29 protein-coding genes, 1 tRNA gene and 2 pseudogenes are annotated in these 21,957 nt (G+C 57.7%); 14 read left to right on the top strand and 18 right to left on the bottom strand.

Translation table 11 applies throughout. The features are described 5' to 3' along the window. Positions 1-49 precede the first annotated feature (49 nt). From sS8_RS12375 to sS8_RS12345, 8 genes are all read left to right on the top strand, one after another. On the top strand, positions 50-781 hold the full coding sequence (locus sS8_RS12375) for a thioredoxin domain-containing protein (protein ID WP_119629899.1): 732 nt from the start codon (positions 50-52) through the stop codon (positions 779-781). After that, positions 778-1,251: a hypothetical protein gene (locus tag sS8_RS12370; protein WP_119629898.1), complete on the top strand. Its 474-nt coding sequence runs from the start codon at positions 778-780 to the stop codon at positions 1,249-1,251. The genes sS8_RS12375 and sS8_RS12370 overlap by 4 nt, the downstream gene beginning before the upstream one ends. 13 nt (positions 1,252-1,264) lie before the next feature. Beyond that, positions 1,265-1,483: a hypothetical protein gene (locus sS8_RS12365; protein WP_119629897.1), complete on the top strand. Its 219-nt coding sequence runs from the start codon at positions 1,265-1,267 to the stop codon at positions 1,481-1,483. Further along, complete coding sequence (locus tag sS8_RS12360; protein ID WP_119629896.1) at positions 1,480-1,674, top strand: hypothetical protein; 195 nt, start codon at positions 1,480-1,482, stop codon at positions 1,672-1,674. Before sS8_RS12365 ends, sS8_RS12360 begins: the two co-directional genes overlap by 4 nt. Beyond that, positions 1,671-1,889, top strand: a complete 219-nt coding sequence (locus sS8_RS12355) for a hypothetical protein (RefSeq protein ID WP_119629895.1) — start codon at positions 1,671-1,673, stop codon at positions 1,887-1,889. The genes sS8_RS12360 and sS8_RS12355 overlap by 4 nt, the downstream gene beginning before the upstream one ends. Continuing rightward, positions 1,886-2,110: a hypothetical protein gene (locus sS8_RS12350; RefSeq protein ID WP_119629894.1), complete on the top strand. Its 225-nt coding sequence runs from the start codon at positions 1,886-1,888 to the stop codon at positions 2,108-2,110. Before sS8_RS12355 ends, sS8_RS12350 begins: the two co-directional genes overlap by 4 nt. Before the next feature lie 3 nt (positions 2,111-2,113). Next, the gene (locus sS8_RS27675) at positions 2,114-2,299 is read left to right on the top strand and encodes a hypothetical protein (RefSeq protein WP_145986520.1); all 186 of its coding nucleotides are present in this window, start codon (positions 2,114-2,116) and stop codon (positions 2,297-2,299) included. Between the two features lie 77 nt (positions 2,300-2,376). Beyond that, positions 2,377-2,703 carry an H-NS histone family protein gene (locus tag sS8_RS12345; RefSeq protein WP_119632756.1) on the top strand — a complete coding sequence of 109 codons (327 nt, stop codon included), beginning with the start codon at positions 2,377-2,379 and terminating at the stop codon, positions 2,701-2,703. On the opposite strand, the gene sS8_RS12340 is transcribed toward sS8_RS12345, so the two are convergent. Both sS8_RS12340 and sS8_RS12335 read right to left on the bottom strand, forming a co-directional pair. After that, a complete protein-coding gene (locus sS8_RS12340; protein ID WP_145986519.1) occupies positions 2,704-3,156 on the bottom strand; it encodes a hypothetical protein in 453 nt (150 codons plus the stop codon). It abuts the gene before it with no gap. Positions 3,157-3,237: 81 nt separating this feature from the next. After that, positions 3,238-3,666, bottom strand: coding sequence for a type I secretion C-terminal target domain-containing protein (locus sS8_RS12335; protein ID WP_119629892.1), 429 nt, complete (start codon positions 3,664-3,666; stop codon positions 3,238-3,240). Here sS8_RS12335 and sS8_RS29940 point away from each other — a divergent pair. Next, a pseudogene (locus sS8_RS29940) lies at positions 3,610-3,789 on the top strand (hypothetical protein); the annotation flags it as partial. The gene sS8_RS12335 and the pseudogene sS8_RS29940 sit on opposite strands and share 57 nt — an antisense overlap. Before the next feature lie 198 nt (positions 3,790-3,987). Here the strand turns inward: sS8_RS29940 and sS8_RS29170 are convergent. Beyond that, positions 3,988-4,284 (bottom strand): hypothetical protein, encoded by a 297-nt coding sequence (locus sS8_RS29170; RefSeq protein WP_145986518.1) that lies wholly within the window; start codon positions 4,282-4,284, stop codon positions 3,988-3,990. On the opposite strand from sS8_RS29170, the pseudogene sS8_RS29935 reads away from it, so the two are divergent. Beyond that, positions 4,231-4,347, top strand: a pseudogene (locus sS8_RS29935) (zinc ribbon domain-containing protein); the annotation flags it as partial. The gene sS8_RS29170 and the pseudogene sS8_RS29935 sit on opposite strands and share 54 nt — an antisense overlap. Before the next feature lie 102 nt (positions 4,348-4,449). On the opposite strand, the gene sS8_RS12320 reads toward sS8_RS29935, so the two are convergent. Together sS8_RS12320 and sS8_RS12315 are read right to left on the bottom strand one after the other, a co-directional pair. Beyond that, a complete protein-coding gene (locus sS8_RS12320) occupies positions 4,450-4,776 on the bottom strand; it encodes a hypothetical protein (protein WP_119629890.1) in 327 nt (108 codons plus the stop codon). Positions 4,777-4,900: 124 nt separating this feature from the next. After that, a tRNA-Ser gene (locus tag sS8_RS12315) sits at positions 4,901-4,993 on the bottom strand. 199 nt (positions 4,994-5,192) lie between these two features. Here sS8_RS12315 and mltF point away from each other — a divergent pair. Then, the gene (gene mltF, locus sS8_RS12310; RefSeq protein ID WP_170161063.1) at positions 5,193-6,599 is read left to right on the top strand and encodes a membrane-bound lytic murein transglycosylase MltF; all 1,407 of its coding nucleotides are present in this window, start codon (positions 5,193-5,195) and stop codon (positions 6,597-6,599) included. Here mltF and tadA read toward each other — a convergent pair. The 7 genes from tadA to sS8_RS12275 all read right to left on the bottom strand — a co-directional run bounded on the left by tadA (position 6,596) and on the right by sS8_RS12275 (position 11,336). Continuing rightward, positions 6,596-7,072, bottom strand: a complete 477-nt coding sequence (gene tadA, locus sS8_RS12305) for a tRNA adenosine(34) deaminase TadA (RefSeq protein WP_179952411.1) — start codon at positions 7,070-7,072, stop codon at positions 6,596-6,598. The genes mltF and tadA overlap by 4 nt on opposite strands. Before the next feature lie 112 nt (positions 7,073-7,184). Continuing rightward, positions 7,185-7,931: a hypothetical protein gene (locus sS8_RS12300; protein WP_145986517.1), complete on the bottom strand. Its 747-nt coding sequence runs from the start codon at positions 7,929-7,931 to the stop codon at positions 7,185-7,187. 179 nt (positions 7,932-8,110) lie between these two features. Further along, on the bottom strand, positions 8,111-8,326 hold the full coding sequence (locus sS8_RS12295; RefSeq protein ID WP_119629887.1) for a hypothetical protein: 216 nt from the start codon (positions 8,324-8,326) through the stop codon (positions 8,111-8,113). A 104-nt stretch (positions 8,327-8,430) separates the two neighbouring features. After that, positions 8,431-9,645 carry an IS256 family transposase gene (locus sS8_RS12290; protein ID WP_119629886.1) on the bottom strand — a complete coding sequence of 405 codons (1,215 nt, stop codon included), beginning with the start codon at positions 9,643-9,645 and terminating at the stop codon, positions 8,431-8,433. Positions 9,646-9,742: 97 nt separating this feature from the next. Then, on the bottom strand, positions 9,743-10,540 hold the full coding sequence (locus sS8_RS12285) for a hypothetical protein (RefSeq protein WP_119629885.1): 798 nt from the start codon (positions 10,538-10,540) through the stop codon (positions 9,743-9,745). 33 nt (positions 10,541-10,573) lie between these two features. Further along, positions 10,574-10,996, bottom strand: a complete 423-nt coding sequence (locus sS8_RS12280; protein WP_119629884.1) for a hypothetical protein — start codon at positions 10,994-10,996, stop codon at positions 10,574-10,576. A gap of 1 nt (position 10,997) precedes the next feature. Continuing rightward, complete coding sequence (locus sS8_RS12275) at positions 10,998-11,336, bottom strand: PadR family transcriptional regulator (RefSeq protein ID WP_170161062.1); 339 nt, start codon at positions 11,334-11,336, stop codon at positions 10,998-11,000. 267 nt (positions 11,337-11,603) lie between these two features. Here sS8_RS12275 and sS8_RS12270 point away from each other — a divergent pair, with 267 nt between their 5' ends. The 3 genes from sS8_RS12270 to sS8_RS12260 all read left to right on the top strand — a co-directional run bounded on the left by sS8_RS12270 (position 11,604) and on the right by sS8_RS12260 (position 13,534). After that, a complete protein-coding gene (locus tag sS8_RS12270; RefSeq protein WP_119629882.1) occupies positions 11,604-12,359 on the top strand; it encodes a hypothetical protein in 756 nt (251 codons plus the stop codon). 169 nt (positions 12,360-12,528) lie between these two features. Further along, entirely contained in the window at positions 12,529-12,744 is a 216-nt protein-coding gene (locus sS8_RS12265; RefSeq protein WP_119629881.1) for a hypothetical protein, read from the top strand. Between the two features lie 238 nt (positions 12,745-12,982). Then, positions 12,983-13,534 (top strand): putative periplasmic lipoprotein, encoded by a 552-nt coding sequence (locus sS8_RS12260; protein ID WP_119629880.1) that lies wholly within the window; start codon positions 12,983-12,985, stop codon positions 13,532-13,534. Between the two features lie 184 nt (positions 13,535-13,718). Here the strand turns inward: sS8_RS12260 and guaA are convergent, their stop codons facing one another. The 6 genes from guaA to amoC form a co-directional block, all read right to left on the bottom strand. Further along, positions 13,719-15,296, bottom strand: coding sequence for a glutamine-hydrolyzing GMP synthase (guaA, locus tag sS8_RS12255; RefSeq protein ID WP_119629879.1), 1,578 nt, complete (start codon positions 15,294-15,296; stop codon positions 13,719-13,721). Positions 15,297-15,315: 19 nt separating this feature from the next. Continuing rightward, positions 15,316-16,779, bottom strand: a complete 1,464-nt coding sequence (gene guaB, locus sS8_RS12250) for an IMP dehydrogenase (protein ID WP_119629878.1) — start codon at positions 16,777-16,779, stop codon at positions 15,316-15,318. A 140-nt stretch (positions 16,780-16,919) separates the two neighbouring features. Continuing rightward, on the bottom strand, positions 16,920-17,813 hold the full coding sequence (locus sS8_RS12245; RefSeq protein WP_145986516.1) for a hypothetical protein: 894 nt from the start codon (positions 17,811-17,813) through the stop codon (positions 16,920-16,922). 162 nt (positions 17,814-17,975) lie between these two features. Continuing rightward, positions 17,976-20,117: a YgiQ family radical SAM protein gene (locus sS8_RS12240; RefSeq protein ID WP_119629876.1), complete on the bottom strand. Its 2,142-nt coding sequence runs from the start codon at positions 20,115-20,117 to the stop codon at positions 17,976-17,978. A 199-nt stretch (positions 20,118-20,316) separates the two neighbouring features. Beyond that, entirely contained in the window at positions 20,317-20,532 is a 216-nt protein-coding gene (locus sS8_RS27670) for a hypothetical protein (RefSeq protein WP_145986515.1), read from the bottom strand. A 265-nt stretch (positions 20,533-20,797) separates the two neighbouring features. After that, a complete protein-coding gene (gene amoC, locus sS8_RS12235) occupies positions 20,798-21,580 on the bottom strand; it encodes a bacterial ammonia monooxygenase, subunit AmoC (RefSeq protein ID WP_119629875.1) in 783 nt (260 codons plus the stop codon). Positions 21,581-21,957: the final 377 nt, after the last annotated feature.

Below are 21,957 nucleotides of genomic sequence, written 5' to 3'. Positions count from 1 at the left end.
CATACTGCCGTATGTCAAGTTTTGAGTAGAAGTTGAGGAGACAGGTCCGATGCTGAACCGCCTGAGCGCCCCGATCACCGCCGTATTCCTGGCCATGGGACTACCCGCATCCGCCGAACTGAACCCCGGCCACCAGGTTGATGCGAGCGTGGATATCATCATCGGGGAAGATGACGCGACACACGAACTGATCGTGTATTTTTCGCCGGGTTGTCCGGGCTGCATCGTCCTGCACAGCACGGTGCAGGATATCTACGAGCGGTACATCGATCAGGGACGCCTTCGCATCGTTTATCGGCAGGTCCCGCAATATTACCATCGCAGCGGCAATGACCAGCTTGCCGAAGAGCGCAGTGACTGGATGGCGCGCTGGCTGCAATGCACCTACACGACAGGCGGGCCGGAAGGCTTCGATGCCGCGTCGGACGTGTTCATCTCCTACGCCATGGCCAGCAACCGCCGCTTTCAGGGGCGCGAGACCACATGGCCCGCCATTACCAATGCCCGCAACTTCTCGTTCCGCAGCCTGTTGCAGGAGCGCGGCGTCTATACCGATCCCGACCAGCCAGCCTGTGATGCGGAACGCGCGCGAGACATCTTTGCCCGCAATGTCGTCCTTCTGGATCAAACGGCAGGGGAGGACAGGAGCCGCGTCCGTGCGCCGATGCTGATACTGGATGGCAGATGGCTGGACGAGGTACTGGCTGGCGGCGACCTGAACCGCATCCGCAATGTCCTTGAACTCCATATCTCCAGCATGTTCCCCGGAGGCGACCAATGACCATCTGGCAATCAGGACTGGATACCCTTCGCACGTCTCGCCCCGTTCAGATCGGCCTTGCCGTGGGGCTGGCTTACATCATCCTGACATGGGGGCTGTATCAGAGCTGGACAGGCAGCCTTGAAACCTATCTCAGCGGTGCGGATAACCCGAGCGCACAAGGCGCACCCCGCCAGTCAATCTTCCTGAAGCTCCTGTCATGGCCGCTTCCCGGCCCTGCCACGGTCGAAAACGGCGGGGCCATGCCCTTCTGGTCGGTCTTGTTGCAGGGCATCTGGATCGGTGTGGTCACTTGGGCGGGGTTTGCCCAGACGAACGGAAAACTGATCGCGCTTCTGCTTCCCCCGTTCATTGTGCTGTTTCTGATCAGCGGCAATATCATCTCCAGCCTGCTGGTCGGGGCATCAGGGCTGCTGATCATAGCCGTCATCTGGGGTATCATTCGGGGAGTCCGTAAGAAGACGGCATAGAGGGCATTCCACCATGCAGGTCACACATACCGGGCACGGCACAGCCGCCCATCATGCCAAGGACATGGAATATCTCGCCCATCTGAGCGCCCAAGGCAGCGACATTATTGACCATTCCGTGTTCACGGGCGAGGACTGGAAAGCCGTGCATGCGGCCCATGCCGCGTTCATACAGACACTCGGACGTGCCTATCGCCGCAAATGGGCAATAGCGGCCAAGGGCGCAACATGAGTACGCCCCCGAAATACTCCCATGCATGGTGGCTGGCGCAAAAGCCGCGACCTCTGGCTGAAACCGTCCACAAGTTTCAGGCCAAGAAGGACAAACTGTCACCCGCCGTGCGCCGGTCTCTTGAAAGGCGTCTGCCGCCGCTGGAGGTGGCCGAGCAGATCGACCGCGACATGAAGAGGCTGCTTGGATGAGCGACAAGACCGATATCCACTGGGAAGCCACTGAGAAACGCCGCCGCATTATGCCGTTCAGGGCGCTTGTTCGAGATGCGGCCTTCATCTGGCGCATGTGCGAAGTCCGCTACCAAGGCATGACTGACAGTAGGCACGTGAAAGACGTGATCGAGGACAACCTTGCCGCCAGCAGGGCGCACAGGTTCCCGCAAGTTTCCGAAACGAAGACATGAGCCGCCAGCCATACCGCAGCATGATCGACCGCGAGATCGCCGCCCATATCTGGAAGGAAGCCGGGCGCTACATCGTCACGCTGGAACCGCGCGAGTTGGAAGGGGCGGACGTGCTGCGCGCCTGCCGTCTTCTAAACCTCGCCTACAGCCGCATCATCGATTGCGAAATGTCGGACCAACTGGAAGCTGCCAAGCAGGCCAGAACGGCGGAGAAGCACTGAACCATGACCAGCCCGGCACGGATCACCTCGCAGTTGGAGATGGTGGCAGGCGAAGCGGCCCATCTCTATGACAGCTTGTGCCGCCTGGACGGAGAACAGCCCTTACTCGACCCGCACAACGTGGCCTTCATGGAAAGAACCCTCGCAGAGCAAGCCGAGGGCTACCGTCATATCTGGAACCGTAAATAATACCGGGGCTTGTTGTCGGATTATCAAGTCCTTACAAATGCCGTGACAGGATGCTTTTGGAAGGACGCAGCAATCTCATGGCAAAGATCGACCTCGACAAGCTCGACCTGGACGAACTGAAAACACTCCAGAAGGATGTTGCCAGAGCGATTGACCAGTATGAGGCCAAAAAGCGAAAAGAGGCACTGGACGCTGTTGAAGCGCTGGCGCGCGAGAAGGGCTTTAGCCTCTCCGAACTGACCGGAGCCGCGCCTGCGAAAAAAGGCAAGGCACCACTTCCGCCAAAGTACCGCCATCCCGAAAACCCCGCCCTCACATGGAGTGGACGCGGACGGCAGCCTGCCTGGATCAAGGAAGGGCTGGAAGCCGGGAAGTCTCTGGATGATTACCTGATTGGAAAATGATCATCTATTGGCGGGAAGGCAGGAAATCTGCAATCCTGCCAGTCGCAGATTGATTGACACCAGGTCCTTCTTGACAGGACCGTCCCGCATGCCGCTGATGATCCGGTTCATTGCGTCCCCGACAATCCAGACACTCGCGCGGGCGCTAATGCCTCTGCGCGACAGGCGCGTGCAGAAATGCCCGATGGCTTCCAGCGCACTGGCTGCGGCCCGGCGGTTATAACGATGCCTGGAAAGGAGTGCCTGGATGCGACGGGATTCCGTATCGGCCCGGTCCTGCGGTAATCCCGCTTCCTGCAAAAGGCCCAGATAGGTGCTGGCAAGCGCGCTGATCACGACATGAACATTGTAGGTGTCGATCAGTCCCTGGATAGCGGGCTGCAACTCGGCAAATGCAGCCTTTATTTCCTCTTCATCAAGACCGAGCTTTTTATCCGGCAAAGGGGCTTTCACAGCACTCATACGCGTGGTCCCCCGAATGGTTCACGGGCAGGAGAAAAAGATTTACGTGAGTTTACGCAATCGGCCATCGCTTTACGCCGCGATCAGGTTGCCGCCAGCTTCCAGTGCCTCTTCGTCCGTGAGGCCCGTCACGCCAGTCAGCATTGCGATCTGAACAAAGCTGTCGCCACCACCATCTGTATCTACAGCGACAAAAGAATCCGTGCCATCATCAGTGATTTGAACGAAATCCGTGATAGCGCTTGTAATAGGGTCTAGCAGGCTCGATAAATCCAGAACATCTTCCACACCGTTGAAATTCTCGATCTTGTAAACACGGCTGGTATTGGGCATTTCATCGAACGTGAATACGTTTTCACCGGAGGTTCCCGCATAGACACTGTCAAATAGCGGGTCAGCTTCTTCGTAGATACGGAGATTTCTGTATGAACTGCTGCCGGTAGCATCCGCATCGTCATTATTGACGATATCAGCCGCTTTGCCCGTGATATCGAAAGCCATTGGACGCTGCGCCGGACCCTGAAAGACCTCGGCGGCAAGTTGGAAAGCCCATCCATCACCTTTGGCGAGGATTCCGATTCCGTTCTGATTGAGAACCTGCTGGCGTCTGTCTCACAGCACCAGCGCCAGAAAAACCGCGAACAGACCACCAATCGCATGCGCGCCCGTACCATGAATGGCTACTGGTGTTTTCCCGCTCCGCCGGGCTTTCGCTATGAACGTGTGGCCGGGCATGGAAAGTTGCTTGTCCGGGACGAACCGCTTGCCACGATCATTGCCGAAGCCCTTGAAGGCTTTGCCTGTGGGCGCTTCGCCTCGCAGTCAGAGGTAAAGACCTATCTTGAATCTGAACCTGCATTCGCCTCCCGCTTTCCGAACGGCTTTGTCCGCTATGAGGAAGTCATCCGTCTGCTGACCCGTCCACACTATGCCGGGTACATCGAGGTGCCAGCCTGGGGCATCACGCTCCGCAAGGGCCGGCATGACGGCCTGATCTCGCTCGATACCTATAGCCGTGTGCAGGACCGCATCCGCGAAGGCGCGCGTGTTGCGGCACGGGCGGACATCAACGAAGACTTCCCGCTGCGCGGCTTTGCCCTTTGCGGTGACTGTGAACACCCGCTGACTTCCTGCTGGTCGAAGAGCAAGACGGGCAAGAAGCATCCCTACTATATGTGCTTCCACAAGGGCTGTTCTTCCTACCGCAAATCCATCCGCCGCGATGTGATCGAAGGGGAGTTCGCCGTCCTCCTCAATGACATTACCCCGTCACCTGCGAAGCTTTCAATTGCCAAGCGGATGTTCAGTGCTGCGTGGAATGAGCGCCAGGACCGCGCCCGTGAGAATGCCGCGCTTTATGCCCAGAAGATCAAGGAACTGGATGCGCAGGTCGAAGCTTTGCTCTCCCGTCTCATGGAGGCGGACACCAGCACGGTCATCAAGGCGTATGAGAAAAAGATCGGGCAGATCGAACAGGAAAAGCTGCTGCTCGCTGAAAAAGCGGAAGCAACAGGCAAGCCGAAAGCAACCTTCGAGCAAATGTTCGAACTCGCGATCCGGTTTCCTGTAAGCCTTTGGAAAGTCTGGGAAACAGGTCGCTTCGACATGCAACGACTCGTCCTCAGACTGGCCTTTACAGACCGCTTGGCCTACTGCCGGAATGAGGGGTTTCGAACCCCGGAAGTATCGTTTTTATTCAAAGTGTTAAGGGGAGAATCCATGCCGGATTGTGAAATGGCGGAGAGGGAGGGATTCGAACCCTCGTGCCGGGTTTCCCCGACCATCCGATTTCGAGTCGGCGCCGTTATGACCGCTTCGGTACCTCTCCGCGGAAAAGACTGATATGATACGACAGCTTTGTTCAGAAAAAAATGGTGGGGGACATGAATTTGTCTGATGTCATGCCCTTCGGCCTAAATCAGAGAGATACCTTGGACCGGAGTATAGAGCAGGCGAAAAGTTCAGACGGTAAACGTAAATCTAGATGGGGACGTCGAGAACAAGGAACAGTATCGAAACAATCCAGATTGATCCGTTTCCTCGTTTATCTTTTCCTCACGGCTTCTGTTTCGGGATGTGCTCAGGAAACGTCCCGGCCCCTCCCCCAACTGAAACGGATCAAACAAGCCGGTGAACTGCGGGTCGTCACCCGGTACGGGCCGTCGACCTACTATGAAAGCATCAACGGTGCGGTCGGTCTCGAGCACGATTTAGCGGAACTCTTCGCCAAACGGCTCGACGTCAAAGTCAGGTTTATCGTGGCGGATTCGGCTAAACAGGCCATCCAGACCCTCGACGAGGGACGGGCGGACGTTGCGGCAGCCGGACTGCTCGTCGATGCAGTAAGGAAAAGGAAGTTGCGCTTCGCACCGCCTTACCGTGTTCTTACCGAGCAAATCTTATACAGCAGTAGCCGTCCGCGGCCGGCCACCATTACCGATTTGGCCGACGGCGTGCTGGAAGTTTCCGCCGGTTCGAGCCATATCAATACGCTCAAAGGTCTGAGGCGCAGCCATCGAAACCTTAATTGGCAAGTCAACTTCGATCACGATGTTCACGAACTTCTGTTTCTGGTTAGCGAAGGATTGGTCGATTACACCGTTGCCAATTCGGATCAGGCATTGATCATGCGGCGTTACTATCCAAAGCTGCAAGTCGCCTTCGATATCGGCAAAACCCGGGAACTAGCCTGGGCTTTGCCCATGTCCGAGGATGCCAGCCTGTACGACGAAACCGCCCGGTTTTTTCGGGAAATCAAGGAAAACAGGACGCTGGATCAGGTGATCGATCGTTATTACGGACATGCGGAAGCGTTCGACGTCGCTTTGGACAGATCTCTGCGTCGCGATTTTCGCACCCGCCTACCCAAATTCAGGCCCTTGTTCGTGCAGGCCGGGAGACAGTACGGTATCGATTGGCGACTTTTGGCTGCTATCGCTTATCAGGAGTCGAAGTGGCACAGCACGGCGGTTTCCGCCGAAGGTGTGCGCGGTATGATGATGTTGACCGGCGTCACCGCCAAACAGTTGAAAGTAACCGATCGGTTCGACCCGGCCCAAAGTATCCGGGGCGGAGCGTCTTATCTTCGGCAGACCCTGGCCAATATGCCGCCTGAAATAGAGGATCCGGATCGTACCTGGCTTGCGTTGGCGGCGTACAACCTCGGTTATGGCCACATTGCGGACGCTAGAAAGCTGGTCGCTGCCCGCGGCGGTGATCCGGACAAATGGATCGAAATCAAGAAAGTTTTGCCGCTGCTCGGCAAGCCGTATTGGTATCGTAAAACCAAATACGGAAAAGCTCGCGGACGGGTTGCGGTCCACTACGTGAACAGTATACGCCGTTACTATGATCTTCTTGTCTGGCTTACCGAAGAAAATAAGGACGGCACAATGGCCATGGGGCCGGAGAGATCTCGGGCGGAGGGCGTTTAACGTCTTTCTTTAAAGAACTGTCTGAGGAGGCAGCTGCAGTCCTCCTCCAGAACGCCGGGCCGGTATTCGACCTTATGGTTGAGAAATTCCGCATCGGCCAGCTGCAAGGCACTGCAGACGGCACCCCGTTTGGCATCCGGAGCACCGAATACCAGCCGCTTCACGCGAGCGTGAACGATGGCGCCGATGCACATCACGCAGGGCTCCAGGGTCACGTAAAGAACGGTGTCGACCAAGCGGTAGTTGCCGAGTCGCGCACCGGCTGTCCGAAGTGCCATGATCTCGGCATGGGCAGTGGGATCGTTCGTGCCGATCGGGCAGTTCCAGCCCTCGGCGATCAGCATGTCATCCTTTACCAGCACCGCGCCCACCGGCACTTCGCCCATGTCGCCGGCCCGTTTGGCGAGCGCCAGGGCGTGGCGCATCCAGTCTTCGTCGCTCGGTGTCACGGATAAGGGATCCCATTTGATCATCAGTAGCTTGTCCAATCTCTTGAGCTTTCCGATACACGGACAAAAGGTACGCTGTGTGTCGTTGATTTTGAAGACGTTGCGTTTATATGCGACGTCTCTCCGGACGAGACCGTTACATTTGTCGGTGTTTGCGCAAAGCCAATGCAGCGAAAGCGACTACCGATCCCAACAATGGCAACGTCGAAGGCAATGGCACCGGTGCCAGACGTGCGTATGTCAAATCTCCGACGATTTCCAGGCGGCTGCGCCCATGCACTGACGAGGTGTTCGGCTGGATGAATTCAAGTGCAAAAGGCCGCAGAAAAGCGCGATCCGGTTCGAGCGCCGCCGACCATTCGAACTGCTGAACGAGTTCCTCGTCTGCCAAAGCGTCAATCAACTGAATTGTTCCCCCGACGGCCATCAGCGCCGTGGTCGCGCTGCCGGCTGACGCCTGCGATATGTGACTTATCGAGAATTGATCGAAACCCGCGGGTGTCGGGGGTTCGTCCCAAAGAGAGACTTCCTGTGCGCCGCCGAGCTCATATGGATTGAAAACATGGTCGCCTATCGTCACAGAGGCTGTTACAAAAGTTGGAGGCTTCTGAAATACCGGCAGGCCGGCCCAATAGTGGGTTGGTCCTGGAATATTGCCGCCATCGGGAATTCTGACGTCGAATGCTTCGGTTACGTATTCAAAATACCCTTGGGCCACGTCGCCAATCGCGATATCGTCGAACGGCGCATCACTATCGCGGATGTCAGTAACCGTCGCTTCGAAGTCAAACCGCAGCGTGGCAGCGTATGTTATGCCTTGCCAAGATAACCCAGCGGCAAGCATTAACCCAACTATTGCGAAGTGATTTCGTTCAGATTTCATTTTGACCTTTCCTCTTTTATGCTCATTCAAAACCTAATGGTGCCGGTCGGCGCCGGCTACCGGGCAGTGATTGGACCTATCCCCCCATATCGCTTCGGTCGACCGTCGGACCCCGCCTGGGCAAAAAAGCCGCCGTCTTGCGCAGGATCGAGCTTCGGCGCTGCATTTCACACGCGATCTTACGCTGAAAGCCGCTGCCGGCCCGCGCCCGCGATCGTGGCGCGGACAATCATGTAACCGGATGCGATCGACATGGTGATGGCTCCGCATAAGGCGCCGTAAGCGGCGCCGGCCAAGGCGGGCAGCCAGCCCGGCTTAAGCTCGTTGGTCCGTGTGTCCCAGGTGTCGTAGAAGAAACAATACGCGCTGGTGGAGATTCCGAGCTGAGCGTCCATGAACCAGACCAGGAGCTATTGTCAAATCTGGTGTATGGCCGGCCAGAATCAGGCGGCGACTTTCTGCTGCTCTTCCGCGGTGTCAGCCGGTGGAGCGTCCATCGCTATCCCGTCCTGATTATACCCTGGACGACCTCCGGCAGGCGCTTGAACCCGCGCAGCTTGCGCCAGCTTTTCTCCGCCGTCAGTGCCAGTTGGAATACCAGGCCCAACAGCGCATTCCGGGGCACGCAGTTCTTGGTCCGGGTGGTCCGATGACGGATCGTGGCGAAGCTCGATTCGATGGGGTTGGTCGTCCGAATGTGAATCCAGTGCTCGGCCGGAAAGTCGTAAAAGGTCAACAGGGCCGCCCGGTCCTTGACCAGCTTGTCCACCGCCTTGGGATACTTGGCGCCGAAGTGGCGCACAAAGCGGTCGAACGCCTTTCCGGCTTGGGCTTTGGTTTCGGCCATCCAGATCTCATGGAGGCCCGCCTTGGCCTTGCCCTGAATGGATTTTGGCAGTTCATTGAGCACATTGGCCGTCTTGTGCACCCAGCAGCGTTGGCAGCGGGTGTGTGGCCAGACCTCGTCCAAGGCCGCCCAGAAACCCAAGGCGCCGTCACCGATCGCCAACTGCGGCGCCGCCTTCAGACCGCGTGCCTGCAAGTCCTGGATGACGCTGCGCCAGGAAGCCTTGGACTCCCGGTAACCGTCGGATAGCGCCAGCAACCGCTTCTCGCCCTGCTCGTTGACCCCGATCAGGATCAGCAGGCACAGACGGTCGTCCTCCCCGCGCAGCGTCGAATAAATACCGTCCGCCCACACATAGACGTAGTGCTCCTGGGAGAGATCACGTTGGTTCCAGGCCTCATAGGCTTCCGACCATTGCGCCTTGAGCCGACTCACCACCGAAGGCGACAGGCCTTTGGCGTCTTCACCAAGCAACACCGACAGGGCTTCCCGCATGTCGCCCGTCGAAATACCGCGCAAGTACAACCAAGGCAATGCCGCTTCCACCCGTTTGGCCTTACGGACATAGGGCGGCACCAAAGCGGAATTGAACTTGACCCCACCACCCGAACGATCGCGCACCTTCGGTACCCGGACGGCTACTGGCCCCAACGCCGTCAGCACCTCCCGCTCCGGCAGGTAACCATTGCGGACCACCGTCTTCCGTCCGGCCAGATCGGTCACGTTCTCATACTGATCCAGCAACAGTTGCAATTCCGCCTCTACCGCCTTTTCGATCAACCCCCGGGCACCTTGCCGTAGCAACTCCGTCAGCGAATCGCTGATCGCCCCTGGAGTTCCCAACCAACCTGCGTTATTTTTACTCATGGCGTACCTTTCTCTTTGCGCTGAATAGTGATCTCGACAATCTCATTTCAGCAGGGTACGCCACCCTCCTTCAAGCCGACCCGTACACCAGATTCCGTTATAACTCCCAGACCAGCCCGGTGAGCAGCAGGCCCACCCCGAGCACGGTCCCGAGCGTGCGATACGCTTCACGGTTCATGTTGTTGCGGAATCGCGCGACTTCGAACAGCAAATAAAAGCCGACCGCGAAAAATACCGATATCGCCGAGGTCGAGACACGGATGAACGGGCGTCCGTCGCTGATACTGAAGATTATGGGGCACAGCCAGGTGCCGATCAGCGCGCCGAAAACCACGCCGAACAGCAAACCCGAAGGATAGGGATGCGACAGCCACGCCAGTGCCGGTGCTCGGCGGGTCCGGCGGCCGAAGACCCCGTGCCAGATAGGAAAGCAAAAGCCGACGACAGCGCCGAGCGCCATCCCGATCAGCACGTAACCGGGAATCAGGGTCAGAGGGTCCGGCGTGGTCCAGATGATCAGCTCGTCGGGGACCGGCGGCATGATGCCGCACATTTCATTCACGCGTCGCTCGCTGAGTTCGGCACGGTTGGGTGCCGGCCAGTCGTAGGCCCAATAGACGCCCAGAAAGATCAACCCGGTCAGTGCCCCGCCGATCGGTCCCGAGCGGTGCCACTTCAACCATAGGCCGTCGGGCCGTTCGCTTACGGGCGCGGCGGTCCGCATGGCACAAAGGACCAGGGTCGCGGCGATGGCGAGCACGATGAAAAAGAACGGGGCCATCCCGGCAGGCGTGGAAAAGATCGGCGCACGCCGGTCCAGAAGCAGGAGAAAAAACAGTGCTGCCGCTACCAGCGCAACGAGAAAATAGGGAAAGAGATCGCTTCGTCTGTTCACCCTTGCTCCCCCGATGGCGTGCCGCGGAAATGGTCAGGGCGACAACAGCGACACGATCTTGTCCCGAAGCCGGCCGGCGAGAGCGGGCCAGAGCGCCGAACGGATGTGACGCCGTGCTGTCGTCTCGGTTGCGCCGATTTCCGGATCGACCAGGTCCCCCAGCAGCCCCTCGAAGATCTGCCGGCTCCCCAACCATTGGCAGATCAGGGTGAACCTAGCCAAATCGACGCCCGGTGGCGCGAACCGCGGCGCAACGGATTCGAAGCCCTCGAACCCGTCTAAATTGGCAATGCGGTTGCGGGTCAGCCCATAGATTGCCGCCGCCAGGGCCGTTAGCGCCATGCCCGCCAGGGATCCCTCCATGCCATTGAAGATCACGCCGCCGACGGCCATCAGCAGCACTCCGCGGTCCAGATGTTCCAGCAGCCGGTCGGAACGTGAGCAGACAGGTTTCATCTCATGACCCCAGCAGGAAATCGTAATATTGGCCTAGCATCGCTTTCGTCGCGGCGAGGGCGTCGAGTCCGCGGGACGTCAGCCTATACATTCGCCGGGGAATGTAGAAATCTCCTTCCTTGACGTGTGACGGCGGTGCGGTTTCCAGTTCCGAAGTGACCAAACCTTTCTTTTCCATGCGTTCCAGCGTCACGTAAATCGTTCCCTTTTTCAACTGCAGTTCGCCCGGCGGCGAGCGGCGCACCAGCTCGAGTCCGAACAGGGGCTTTGCGCTCTGCCGAAGCAGCTCCGCAATCACCGTTTCGGTCAGGCTGAGTTTGACGGGAGTTGGATCGTGCATCGCGTCTGGCATCTGGATACGAGGATGTCATTAAATTGAGCGGTCATGGATTCAAGAATGATCTTGATAATATCTTACAATGCAAGATATATTTTGTCTCGTAGAGCGGACGCTCCGTATGGACGATGGAGCGATATGAATCATGTCCTAATGTCACCGCTCGGGCCAAGGCCAACGTCCGCGCCGATAAACCGGCAAACATGCACAAGGGCGCAGCCAACAAGGTCGACGGGCGTTTCCGCACACGAACAATAAGGTGCTTTGACCATGATACCCAAGAACGGGCAAATCCCGCGAAAAGTTGGCAGAAGCCCGGCCTCCGGAATCCCGGGCGCCTCAATCGGCACCTTGCTTGCGCTGTCGGTCGCGGTCGGCGTCGCGGCTCCGTCGGCCGGGCAAGTGCCGTCGTCCGCCTCGCTGCGGCAGGTGATGGCGGATCGGGCACAGCTTTGCGCGGCCGCGCTCGCCATCGCGGCAGCAAAACAAGGCGATTCGTTCGGTTCGGCGTACAGCGACCTCAGCGGGCGCTACACGATTCTCGCGATGATGATGGCTCCGGGATCCGTGACGGCTATGAGCGTCTTCCGCCGCCTGGACCGCGACGGAATGTCGCGGTCGCGTTTGCGTGATATCGCGCAATCGTGCAAGGAGCAACTCGACCGTAACCAGTTGCAATTCTCGCTCGATACGGTTCCCGGCTTCCCCGCGAACGACCTTCTGCGGGCACGCCTGTGCGTCGCCGCGCTGGACGCCGCCGCTGCGATGTTGGACCCGGCCTCCCAGGCGAACATTATTCGGGGCATTCAGCAGGTCAGGGGTAGCCTCAATGCTTACTACCTCGAACGGGGTCGCGCCCTGGGCATCCCTGTGCGCGCCGACGATAGCCTGCGTGAGCCATTCCGATCACCGTCGACGGGATCGACCCAGCCGACCGGTGACGAGGCTGCCGCCTGTATGACCGCCGGGCAGCAGGCCCTCGTGACGATCGCCGACCCGTGGGAATCCGCGGGCCGCGACCGCTGACGCCGTGCAGGTGAGCTTTTCAGTTGTTTTCGCGCGGCTACTCATTAATAAGAGCAAGCGCAACGCCTTCCCTGTTCGGACGGACCCGAACCCTGCGAATGGTCGTGTAGACACTGTGGCTGTCCTTGTCCGGATGCTATGCCGTTTCCACTGATAGCGAGGAGTTCCGATGAGCGGATTCATAAAATGGGTGTTATTTAGAATTCCCGGGGGAATTGCGATCCTACTGGCGGGCTTCTGGGTGGTCAGTCTGTTCGTATTTAAACTGAGTGGACGGTACGACACTACGAACTGGGCCGGTTTGTGGCCGTGGGCGTTGGGCTTGTGGCTGGGCGGGAGCTTCTGGATGGCGATCGGGGGGGCATTCGAGGGGAGGAAAAACTGACCGCAATCGCGCGAAGACGTCCACGCGCATGACTCAGGAACCGTCCGTGTTCCCTACAAACACGGACGTTAGCATTGCCGTCGAATCGGAGGACTGAGACAGGGAAACGTACGGCGACGGGCGAATGAGACGCTGGCAAGATACGGCGGCCTGCCCCATCGCCCCGGGAAGAGGTCCGTGAGAGTAACTGCTGCCCTGTCGGTGATGAAAGGCGCCGGCGTTTTTGGAGACTGAAAAAATGAAGAAATACTTGGCGCTGTTGACCATCTGCCTGTTCCTGGCGGGGTGCCTTTCCTCCTCCGTACCTCTCATTCCCGAAACGGATCTCGTCTTGCCGTTCCGGGGTGATACGAAAGTCATGTCATTTGACCAAGACGACCGGGATCCAACCCGATGGAAGACGGAATCCTCCCAGATGTATACGCTGAAACGGCATGACAAGAAATACAGCGTCTATATGGAAGGCCACGCATTATATGAGATCGCGTTTGCAAACTTGGACCCGAAAAGGGGCCGCCTTCTTGTTCAGTTCAAGATTTTGGGCAAAGAGGGTAGAAGCAACACGGAGTATTCCTACGGCATCGCAGAGAAGATTGGTGACAAGCTGTTCTACTCGTTCCCACAAATGAGGGACGTAAGCAGCGGGCATTTTGAAGAGCTTTGGAATAAGTACGATTGCAAGGGTGGGCCGCTCAGGGATAAGTGCCGGGATTTTCAGAGCTATGCGGAAGTTCGCGAAGTGCTCGGGGCGGCTTGGCCCGAGTATCGGTCTTACTTGTTGATCCGCTGATGTCCAGTCGTCTTGTCCGCTAAGCACTCGATCGGCTGGCATTCTTGCGGCTTGCTGAAACAATGCTACCCGGAGCCCTCAAACGAAAGGATCAGAATTCGAGCCTCGATTCCTACCGTTAACATTACTCCTAACCTGTTCCGCCGCCGGTGATAGCAGGCGACAGTCCTCGAACGGCCCGGTTTTACTCCCACTCGATAGTGGCCGGCGGCTTGCCCGAGATATCGTAGGTCACCCGTGAGATACCGGGTACTTCGTTGATGATTCGGCGCGAGACGAGATCGAGAAAATCGTAGGGGAGATGCGCCCAGCGGGCTGTCATGAAGTCTACGGTTTCGACGGCGCGCAGTGCGACGACGAAATCGTAGCGGCGTCCGTCGCCCATGACGCCGACCGATTTGACCGGCAGGAATACTGCAAACGCTTGGCTGACCTTATCGTACAGCTCGTGCCGGCGAAGCTCGTCGATGAAAATGGCATCGGCGCGGCGCAGCAATTCGGCGTATTCCTTTTTGACTTCGCCCAGAATGCGCACGCCCAGACCCGGGCCGGGAAACGGATGGCGGTACACCATCTCGTAAGGCAGGCCGAGCTCCAGTCCGATCTGTCGGACCTCGTCCTTGAACAATTCCCTCAGCGGCTCAACCAGCTTGAGGTTCATCTCTTCCGGCAGACCGCCGACGTTGTGATGGGATTTGATGACTTGGGCTTTGCCGGTCTTGGAGCCGGCGGATTCGATCACGTCCGGATAAATCGTGCCTTGCGCCAGCCAGCGGGCATCGGTAATCTTGCCCGCTTCTTCGTCGAAGATTTCGACGAAGAGTCTTCCGATGATCTTGCGCTTTTGTTCCGGATCGCTGACCCCCTCGAGTGCTTGCAGGAATCTGTTCTCAGCGTTGATCCGGATGACTTGAATGCCCATGTGCTGAGCGAAGGTGGTCATGACCTGGTCACCTTCGTTGAGACGCAGAAGTCCGGTGTCGACGAACACGCAAGTGAGGCGATCGCCAATGGCTTTGTGCAGGAGAGCCCCGACCACCGAGGAATCCACGCCGCCGGAAAGGCCGAGAATCACTCGATCGTTTTCCACTTTGGCCCGAATGGCCTGCAAACTGTCTTCGATGATATTGCGTGGCGTCCAAAGGGTTTCGCAACCGCAGATATCCTTCAGAAAACGTTCGAGAATGCGTTTCCCCTGCCGGGTATGGGTAACTTCCGGATGAAACTGGAGACCGTAAAAGCCGCGTACGTCGTCAGCCATGCCCGCGATGGGAGCGCTTTCGGTCGAGGCGATCAGTTTGAAGCCGGGAGGCAAAGCCGTTACCTGGTCGCCGTGGCTCATCCAAACGTCGAGCAGGCCGTAACCCTCGGGCGTCGCATGGTCCTCGATGTCGGACAACAGCCGGGAGTGGCCGTGAGCGCGAATCTGGGCGTAGCCGAACTCGCAATGGGTGCAAGCGTCCACTCGACCGCCCAGCTGCTCGGCCATGGTCTGCATGCCGTAGCAGATACCCAGTACCGGCACATTCAGATCGAACACGCTGGCGGGTGCTCGAGGCGTGTCCGCCTGTGTGACGGTTTCCGGCCCTCCGGAGAGGATGACGCCCCGTGGCTGATACTCGCCAATGAACCGCTCGTCGCAATCGTACGGATGAATTTCGCAATACACGCCGATCTCCCTGATGCGGCGTGCGATCAATTGCGTGTATTGAGATCCGAAATCGAGAATCAGGATCTTCTGGGAATGGATATTCAAAGCCATGGAACCTTGGGGGGGGTTGTCAGTCGAGCCAGTAATTGGGTGCTTCCTTGGTAATCGTCACATCATGTACGTGGCTCTCCCGAACCCCGGACGAGGTAACCCTAACGAAGCGGGCGTTGTTGCGCATGGCTTCGATCGTGTCGCAACCGGTATAGCCCATGGCCGAACGTACCCCGCCGATCAGCTGATGGATGATGGCGATGAGGCTGCCCTTGTAGGGCACGCGGCCTTCGATTCCTTCGGGTACGAGTTTTTCGGCATCGGTGCTTTCCTGGAAGTAGCGGTCGCTGGAGCCCTGCTGCTGGGCCATGGCGCCCAACGAGCCCATGCCGCGGTAGGACTTGTACGAACGGCCCTGGTATAGTTCCACTTCTCCCGGAGCTTCCTCGGTGCCGGCAAACAGTCCGCCGATCATGATCGAGTAGGCACCCGCGGCTAATGCTTTTGCGACGTCTCCGGAATATCGGATGCCGCCGTCGGCGATGAGGGGAATCCCACTGCCCTTGAGGGCCTCGGCGACATTGGCCACGGCCGTGACCTGCGGGATGCCGACACCGGCCACGATACGGGTGGTGCAGATGGAGCCGGGACCGATGCCCACTTTCACCGCATCTGCTCCCGCCTCGACCAAATCTCGCGCGGCTTCACCGGTGGCAATGTTTCCGCCGATCACCTGGACTTGTCGGAAATTTTGCTTGACCCAGCGGACACGATCCAGAACGCCCTGGGAGTGGCCATGCGCCGTGTCGACCACGATGACGTCGACGCCGGCTTCGACCAGTGCAGCGACCCGTTCTTCCGTTCCCGGTCCGGTGCCGACGGCGGCGCCTACGCGAAGGCGCTCCTGTTCGTCTTTACAAGCCTGCGGGTAATCCTTGGCCTTTTGGATGTCTTTGACGGTGATCAGGCCGCGGAGCTGAAAGTCGTTGTTGACGACCAGCACCTTCTCGATCCGATGTTTGTGCAGGAGGTGTATGGCTTCCTCCTTGCTGGCGCCCTCCTGGACGGTGACCAGCTTTTCTTTGGGCGTCATGGCCTTGGTGACCGGTTCGTCGTAGCGGGTTTCGAACCGCAGGTCGCGGCTGGTAACGATGCCCACGAGATTCTGTCCATCCACAACCGGCACGCCGGAGATTTTTCGGGATCGGGTCAGCTCCATGACTTCCCGGATGGTGGTGTTCGGGGAAACGGTGATGGGTTCTTTGATCACTCCGCTTTCGTATTTCTTGACGCTTTGAACCTCGTAGGCCTGACGGTCGATCGTCATGTTCTTGTGAATGATGCCGATCCCGCCTTCCTGGGCCATGGTGATGGCCAGGCGGGATTCGGTGACCGTATCCATGGCCGCGGACAACAGCGGAATATTAAGGCTGATATTGCGGGTGAGTTGGGTTTTTAAGCTGACGTCGCGCGGCAGAACGGCCGAGTGAGCAGGAATGAGGAGGACATCGTCGAATGTGAGCGCTTCTTGAACGACATGCATGGTTTGCTCCCGCCAACTAAAATTTACAGATTCTATTGTAGATTCCTATTTGTTGCAATAATGGGTCTCTGTTTGAAGACGGTATTCGAGTGCCTGTCAGGTTTGCTATGGATTGTGTGTCCGCCATTTCGCAGGCAGCGTTAGCTCGATCGTTGCGAGAACATCGGCGCTTTTCGGTCGAGTTCCGTCTTCGAATCGGGATTGATGCCTTGCCCAATCAGCTTGAACACCGTTTGTGCCATGGCGGCTTGTGCTATCGGTTCAAAGAATGCCGCTTTCAAACTCCATGCGAATGCGGCGGTGAATACGTATTGCCAAAGGCCTATGGATACGGGGAGGGTGCTGGCGATATTCCTGATCGGGATCAGGAGTAACGCGAAGCCGGAGGCAAAACCCAGGAGTTCGAAAAGCCCCAGGTAAACACGGCTCTTGAAAATACTCGAAAAATATTGAACGTGTGCCGCCAGGGCATTTCGAGCGGAACGCCATGGATCGTCGTCATCGGTAAGGAAAAGCCAAACCAGGACGGTTTGATGGTTGGCGGCGTAGAGCCGACCCGCTAGCCGGGACAAGGCTCCGGAAAACCAAGGATTGTTCAGTTTGCTCAAGGTGGATGCTAAGCCGGCTTCCGGGAGTTTCTGCAAGGTTTGTTCGATGGAGCGGTCCAGTCCCATCAATCCGGAAGCGCTGGGAAAACGCCGCCCAACAATCTGCTTTGCATAATCGATTTGAGCCCTGCCTTCCGGGATGGCGTTCCCCTTGTGCTGTTCAGCCAGCAAGGCAAGATTTCCGGCTTTGATGTTGTAGAGAAAGGTCGGGCGGAGCTTGTACATCAAAAATGCGCATCCGATAAATCCGGCAATGGCGCCGGCCGAAGCGAACGCGGTGGGGTTTTGGCTCAGGGAGCTCAGGCCGATCGCGGTTCCGGCACCCGCTGCGGTAATGACCACGTAGGCAAACGCGATCGCCAAGCACATCAGTAGCCGATAGAGCACGAACGGCATCGATTTTTCTATGGTTCGCGTGGCAGCCATTAAGTTGAAGTCCGGCATTTTTCCCTCCAAGGTGGTTTTGCTCTTTTTTGAGAGTTGTTCTCGGGCGGATCAAGGAGTACGAGACTATATTCAGCTGAAGATTGAAATCTTAAGAAAAAACCGCACTCTTTTTCCACAAGCGTCAAGATCGACGGATGGGCGTCATCGTCCAGTCCGTCTCGATTTGCGCGGCGAACTTGTCCTGATCGCCGGCAGGCCGGTGGTGTGTTGGGTGCGGAACGGCAGCGCCTTGCGAGCGACGCGTGTGCCTTCGTGTTGTTGTCCGGTACCCTCGGGTTGCCATGCCGGTACCAGATGATGCTTGCCGTTTCCGATCAGATCGGCGCGCCCCATCCGCTTCAGCGCGTCCCGCAACATCGGCCAGTTGTTGGGGTCGTGGTAACGGAGGAAAGCCTTGTGCAGACGTCTTTGTTTGAGCTTCTTCGGAATGAACACGGTTTCGCTGGTGCGCGTTACGCGGTGCAGCGGGTTCTTTCCGGAGTGATACATGGCGGTTGCGGTGGCCATGGGGGAGGGGAGGAAGGCCTGAACCTGATCGGCCCGAAATCCATTGCGCTTGAGCCAAAGGGCGAGGTTCAGCATGTCTTCGTCGCTGGTCCCCGGGTGGGCCGCAATGAAGTATGGGATCAGGTATTGCTCTTTTCCGGCCTCTTTCGAGAATTTGTCGAACAAGGCCTTGAACCGGTCGTAAGTGCCTATGCCCGGTTTCAGCATCTTGGATAAGGGACCTGGTTCGGTGTGTTCCGGAGCGATCTTCAAGTAACCGCCGACGTGATGGGTGGCGAGTTCCCTGACGTATTCCGGCGACATCACGGCGAGATCGTACCGCAATCCCGAGGCGATCAGGATCTTCTTGATGCCGGGCAGTGCGCGGGCGCGGCGGTAGAGCTGGATTAGCGCGGTGTGGTCTGTATTGAGATTTTTGCAAATGCCCGGATACACGCACGACGGCCGGCGGCAGGAGGCTTCGATCGCTTTGTCTTTGCAGGCGAGCCGGTACATGTTCGCGGTTGGCCCGCCGATGTCGGAAATGATGCCGGTGAAGGCCGGTGACGTGTCGCGAATGGTTTCGATTTCGTAGATGATCGAATTTTCCGATCGGCTTTGGATGATGCGTCCTTCGTGTTCAGTGATCGAGCAGAAGGTACAGCCGCCGAAGCACCCGCGCATGATGGTGACGGAGTGCTGGATCATCTCGAACGCTGGAATCCTGCTGGATCCGTAAGACTTGTGAGGGAGGCGCGAGTAGGGGAGTCCGTAGACGGCATCCATCTCCTTGGTGCTGAGCGGAATCGGCGGCGGGTTGATCCAGACGTCGCGGTCGCCGTGACGTTGCACCAGGGCTCTGGCGTTGCCCGGATTGGTTTCCTGATGCAGGATGCGCGAAGCGTGGGCGTAGAGTACGGGATCGGCTTTTACCGCTTCATATGCCGGCAGGCGGATAACGGTTTGGTCGAGCGGTGTTCGGCGTCTTCTCAGGCGGATGACCGCTTCCGGTTTTTCGCCGGCGGATTCCTTCGCACAGCCTGACGGCTCTTCGTCATAGGGGTTTGGCATGGGAGCGTGCGTTCCGGGCGAATCGACCGATGTCGAGTCCAGCTCGGTCCATCCGGCAGGCGTTTGTCTGCGGACGAATGCAGTACCCCGAACATCGGTCAATTGGTTGACGGTTTCTCCCGCTGAGAGCCTGTGGGCGATCTCCACAACCTGGCGTTCGCCGTTCCCGTAAACGAGAAGGTCGCCCTTGGCGTCGAGCAGAGCCGAGCGGCGAACGGTATCCGACCAATAATCGTAATGAGCAATCCGGCGGAGGCTCGCTTCGATCCCGCCTAGAACAATCGGCACATCCTTGAAGGCTTCCCGGCAGCGTTGAGCGTAAACCGTGAGGCAACGGTCGGGACGTCTGTCGGCCGCGCCGTCGGGCGTGTAAGCGTCGTTCGACCGAATTTTGCGGTCGGACGTGTAGCGATTGACCATGGAGTCCATGTTGCCGCCCGTAACCCCGAAGAAGAGGTTGGGCCTGCCGAGTTTTCGGAAATCGTCGGCGGATGTCCAATCGGGCTGCGCGATAATGCCGACCCGAAAGCCTTGGGCTTCCAATAACCGGCCGATAATGGCCATGCCGAAGCTGGGGTGATCTACATAGGCATCGCCCGTCACAATAATGATGTCGCACGAGTCCCAGCCCAAGGCATCCATGTCGACACGGTTGATGGGCAGTTGCGGCGCGATGCCGAAGCGCTTCGCCCAGTATTTTCGATAGGAAAAAAGATCGGGAGTCATGTTCGTCGCGCGCTTGCGAAGATAACAGGTGAAGTGTTCTGAATGTGCGACTCTGCGTGATAATTTCCGAGAGTCCAGCGGGGGATTTTAGCGCGAAAACGCCGATCACCGCGTTTTCGCTTCAAAATTCCGAGAGTGAAGTTAAACGCGTGAGGTCCACAGACGCCGATGCGGTTCCAGGACGGTTGCGGCTAGGGTCTCAGGGCGTCCGCGCCTTGGATTCGCGGATAACGCCGAGTCCCCAGATACCCCACGATGCCGTTTTGACCATTAGTAAAGGGATCGCGACCGTCTTAAGTCCCCAAAGAACAACGGCGAGTGCGCTTGCTCCGGATAGGCTCCAAGCAAATATACCCCACCGTCCGCCGATGGCGACTCGAAGTAAACGCTTGAGTGTATTCTGAAATTTGGTCATGGACGGCATCCAGCAAGCGGGGGCAAGTGTACCATGCGGCATCGATCGGTAGAGTGGCGGAAAGGTGAATGTCCGCAAAACGCCTACTGAATGCGTGCTCGTAGAGATCGTAACAAGCAGATTTAATATAGGCAAATAAATTGTCGAAGATTAGTAATCAATGCTGGTTCTTCGGTGCATTAAAAAGCCACTGCCCGGGAACCGTAGTTCCCGGACAGTGGCCGTAGCTGCAAACAGTGCTTAGTAAGCCTAAGCTAAAACACCGTTAGCGTTCCAGCGGTTGCACATCCGGGCACAGGTCCTTGCCGATCAGGTTCGAGACGCTCGCAAATACCTGCAGCAATACACCCATGATCGCCAGCGCCAACCAGCCGAAGATCACGAATCCGTAGTGCAAGGGCGCTACGAACAACTCTTCCATGAACCAGAAGGTGTGACCCCATTCGTTCAGGCCAACGTTCGGCAGAATCATGAACGGACCGGTCCACAAAATCAGGTACGCCAGCGATAGGCCTTTCGTCGTCGTCTGGAAGTACGGCAGGCGGGTATGCGCATACAGGAACGCGCCACCACCCGTGATGATGTAGATCGGATAGCTCAGGTAGAACTCGATGATGTGCGACGGCGTGAAGTCAGTGTCGCGCACAATCGTCTGGTGCCAGGTGCCGTCCTGCTCGGTAAAGAAGCTTGCACCCCAGTAAATGGCCCATGCATAGGCAAACAGCCAGATCAGGTGGGTCATGTTCCGGCGCAGTTCTTCCCGCGGAGTCAGGGCCGCCATGTTGCGGTCACGGGTCTTCCACAGATAGCCCCACAGAATCGAGGCGACAACCACTTCCATGACGATTTCAATGTACAGGAAGTTCATCCAGTACGTCTCGAATTCCGGTGCGAACGAGTCCAGACCGGCAGACCAGCCGAACTTGCCTTCGTACCACCGTACCCACATGTAAAATACCAGATACAGTACGAACGCAAAACTCAACCACTTTACGTTAAGTAAAGGTTGCTCTTTTGCTTCTATACCACCTGCTGTTGTAGCAGCCATATTTACCTCCGTTGCTTGTTTTTACTTACTAATAAATGCCAGAGTTGTGTACGTAAGATCCCTGACCCCGAGTTAGAGTTAGCCAGCATAAAAAAATTCCGGACTTCAGCACGAAATTTTAGCTGCGCGGCTTCTGCGTTGAAAAATACGGAGAAACCTTTGGAAACCCTAAATTCGAGGTCCGTACTGATACCTTTCGGCGTAAGGCGAGGCCACGGGAGCGCCCGATCTCGACCTATGGTATCGAGGCGATACTTTAGTCTTGATTTACAAGTGATGTCAACCAGGGATGCGTCGATGATTTTTTCGGCGGAGTTGATGGTGGGATTGGCAGCGACAGGATCAGATCGCCGATTTTCAGGCTGAGATGTTTTTCG

Origin of the sequence: Methylocaldum marinum (assembly GCF_003584645.1) — a bacterium.
GTDB lineage: Bacteria > Pseudomonadota > Gammaproteobacteria > Methylococcales > Methylococcaceae > Methylocaldum > Methylocaldum marinum.
Note: the sequence above shows the minus strand (reverse complement) of the source record. Positions and strands in the feature narration are given on the sequence as shown.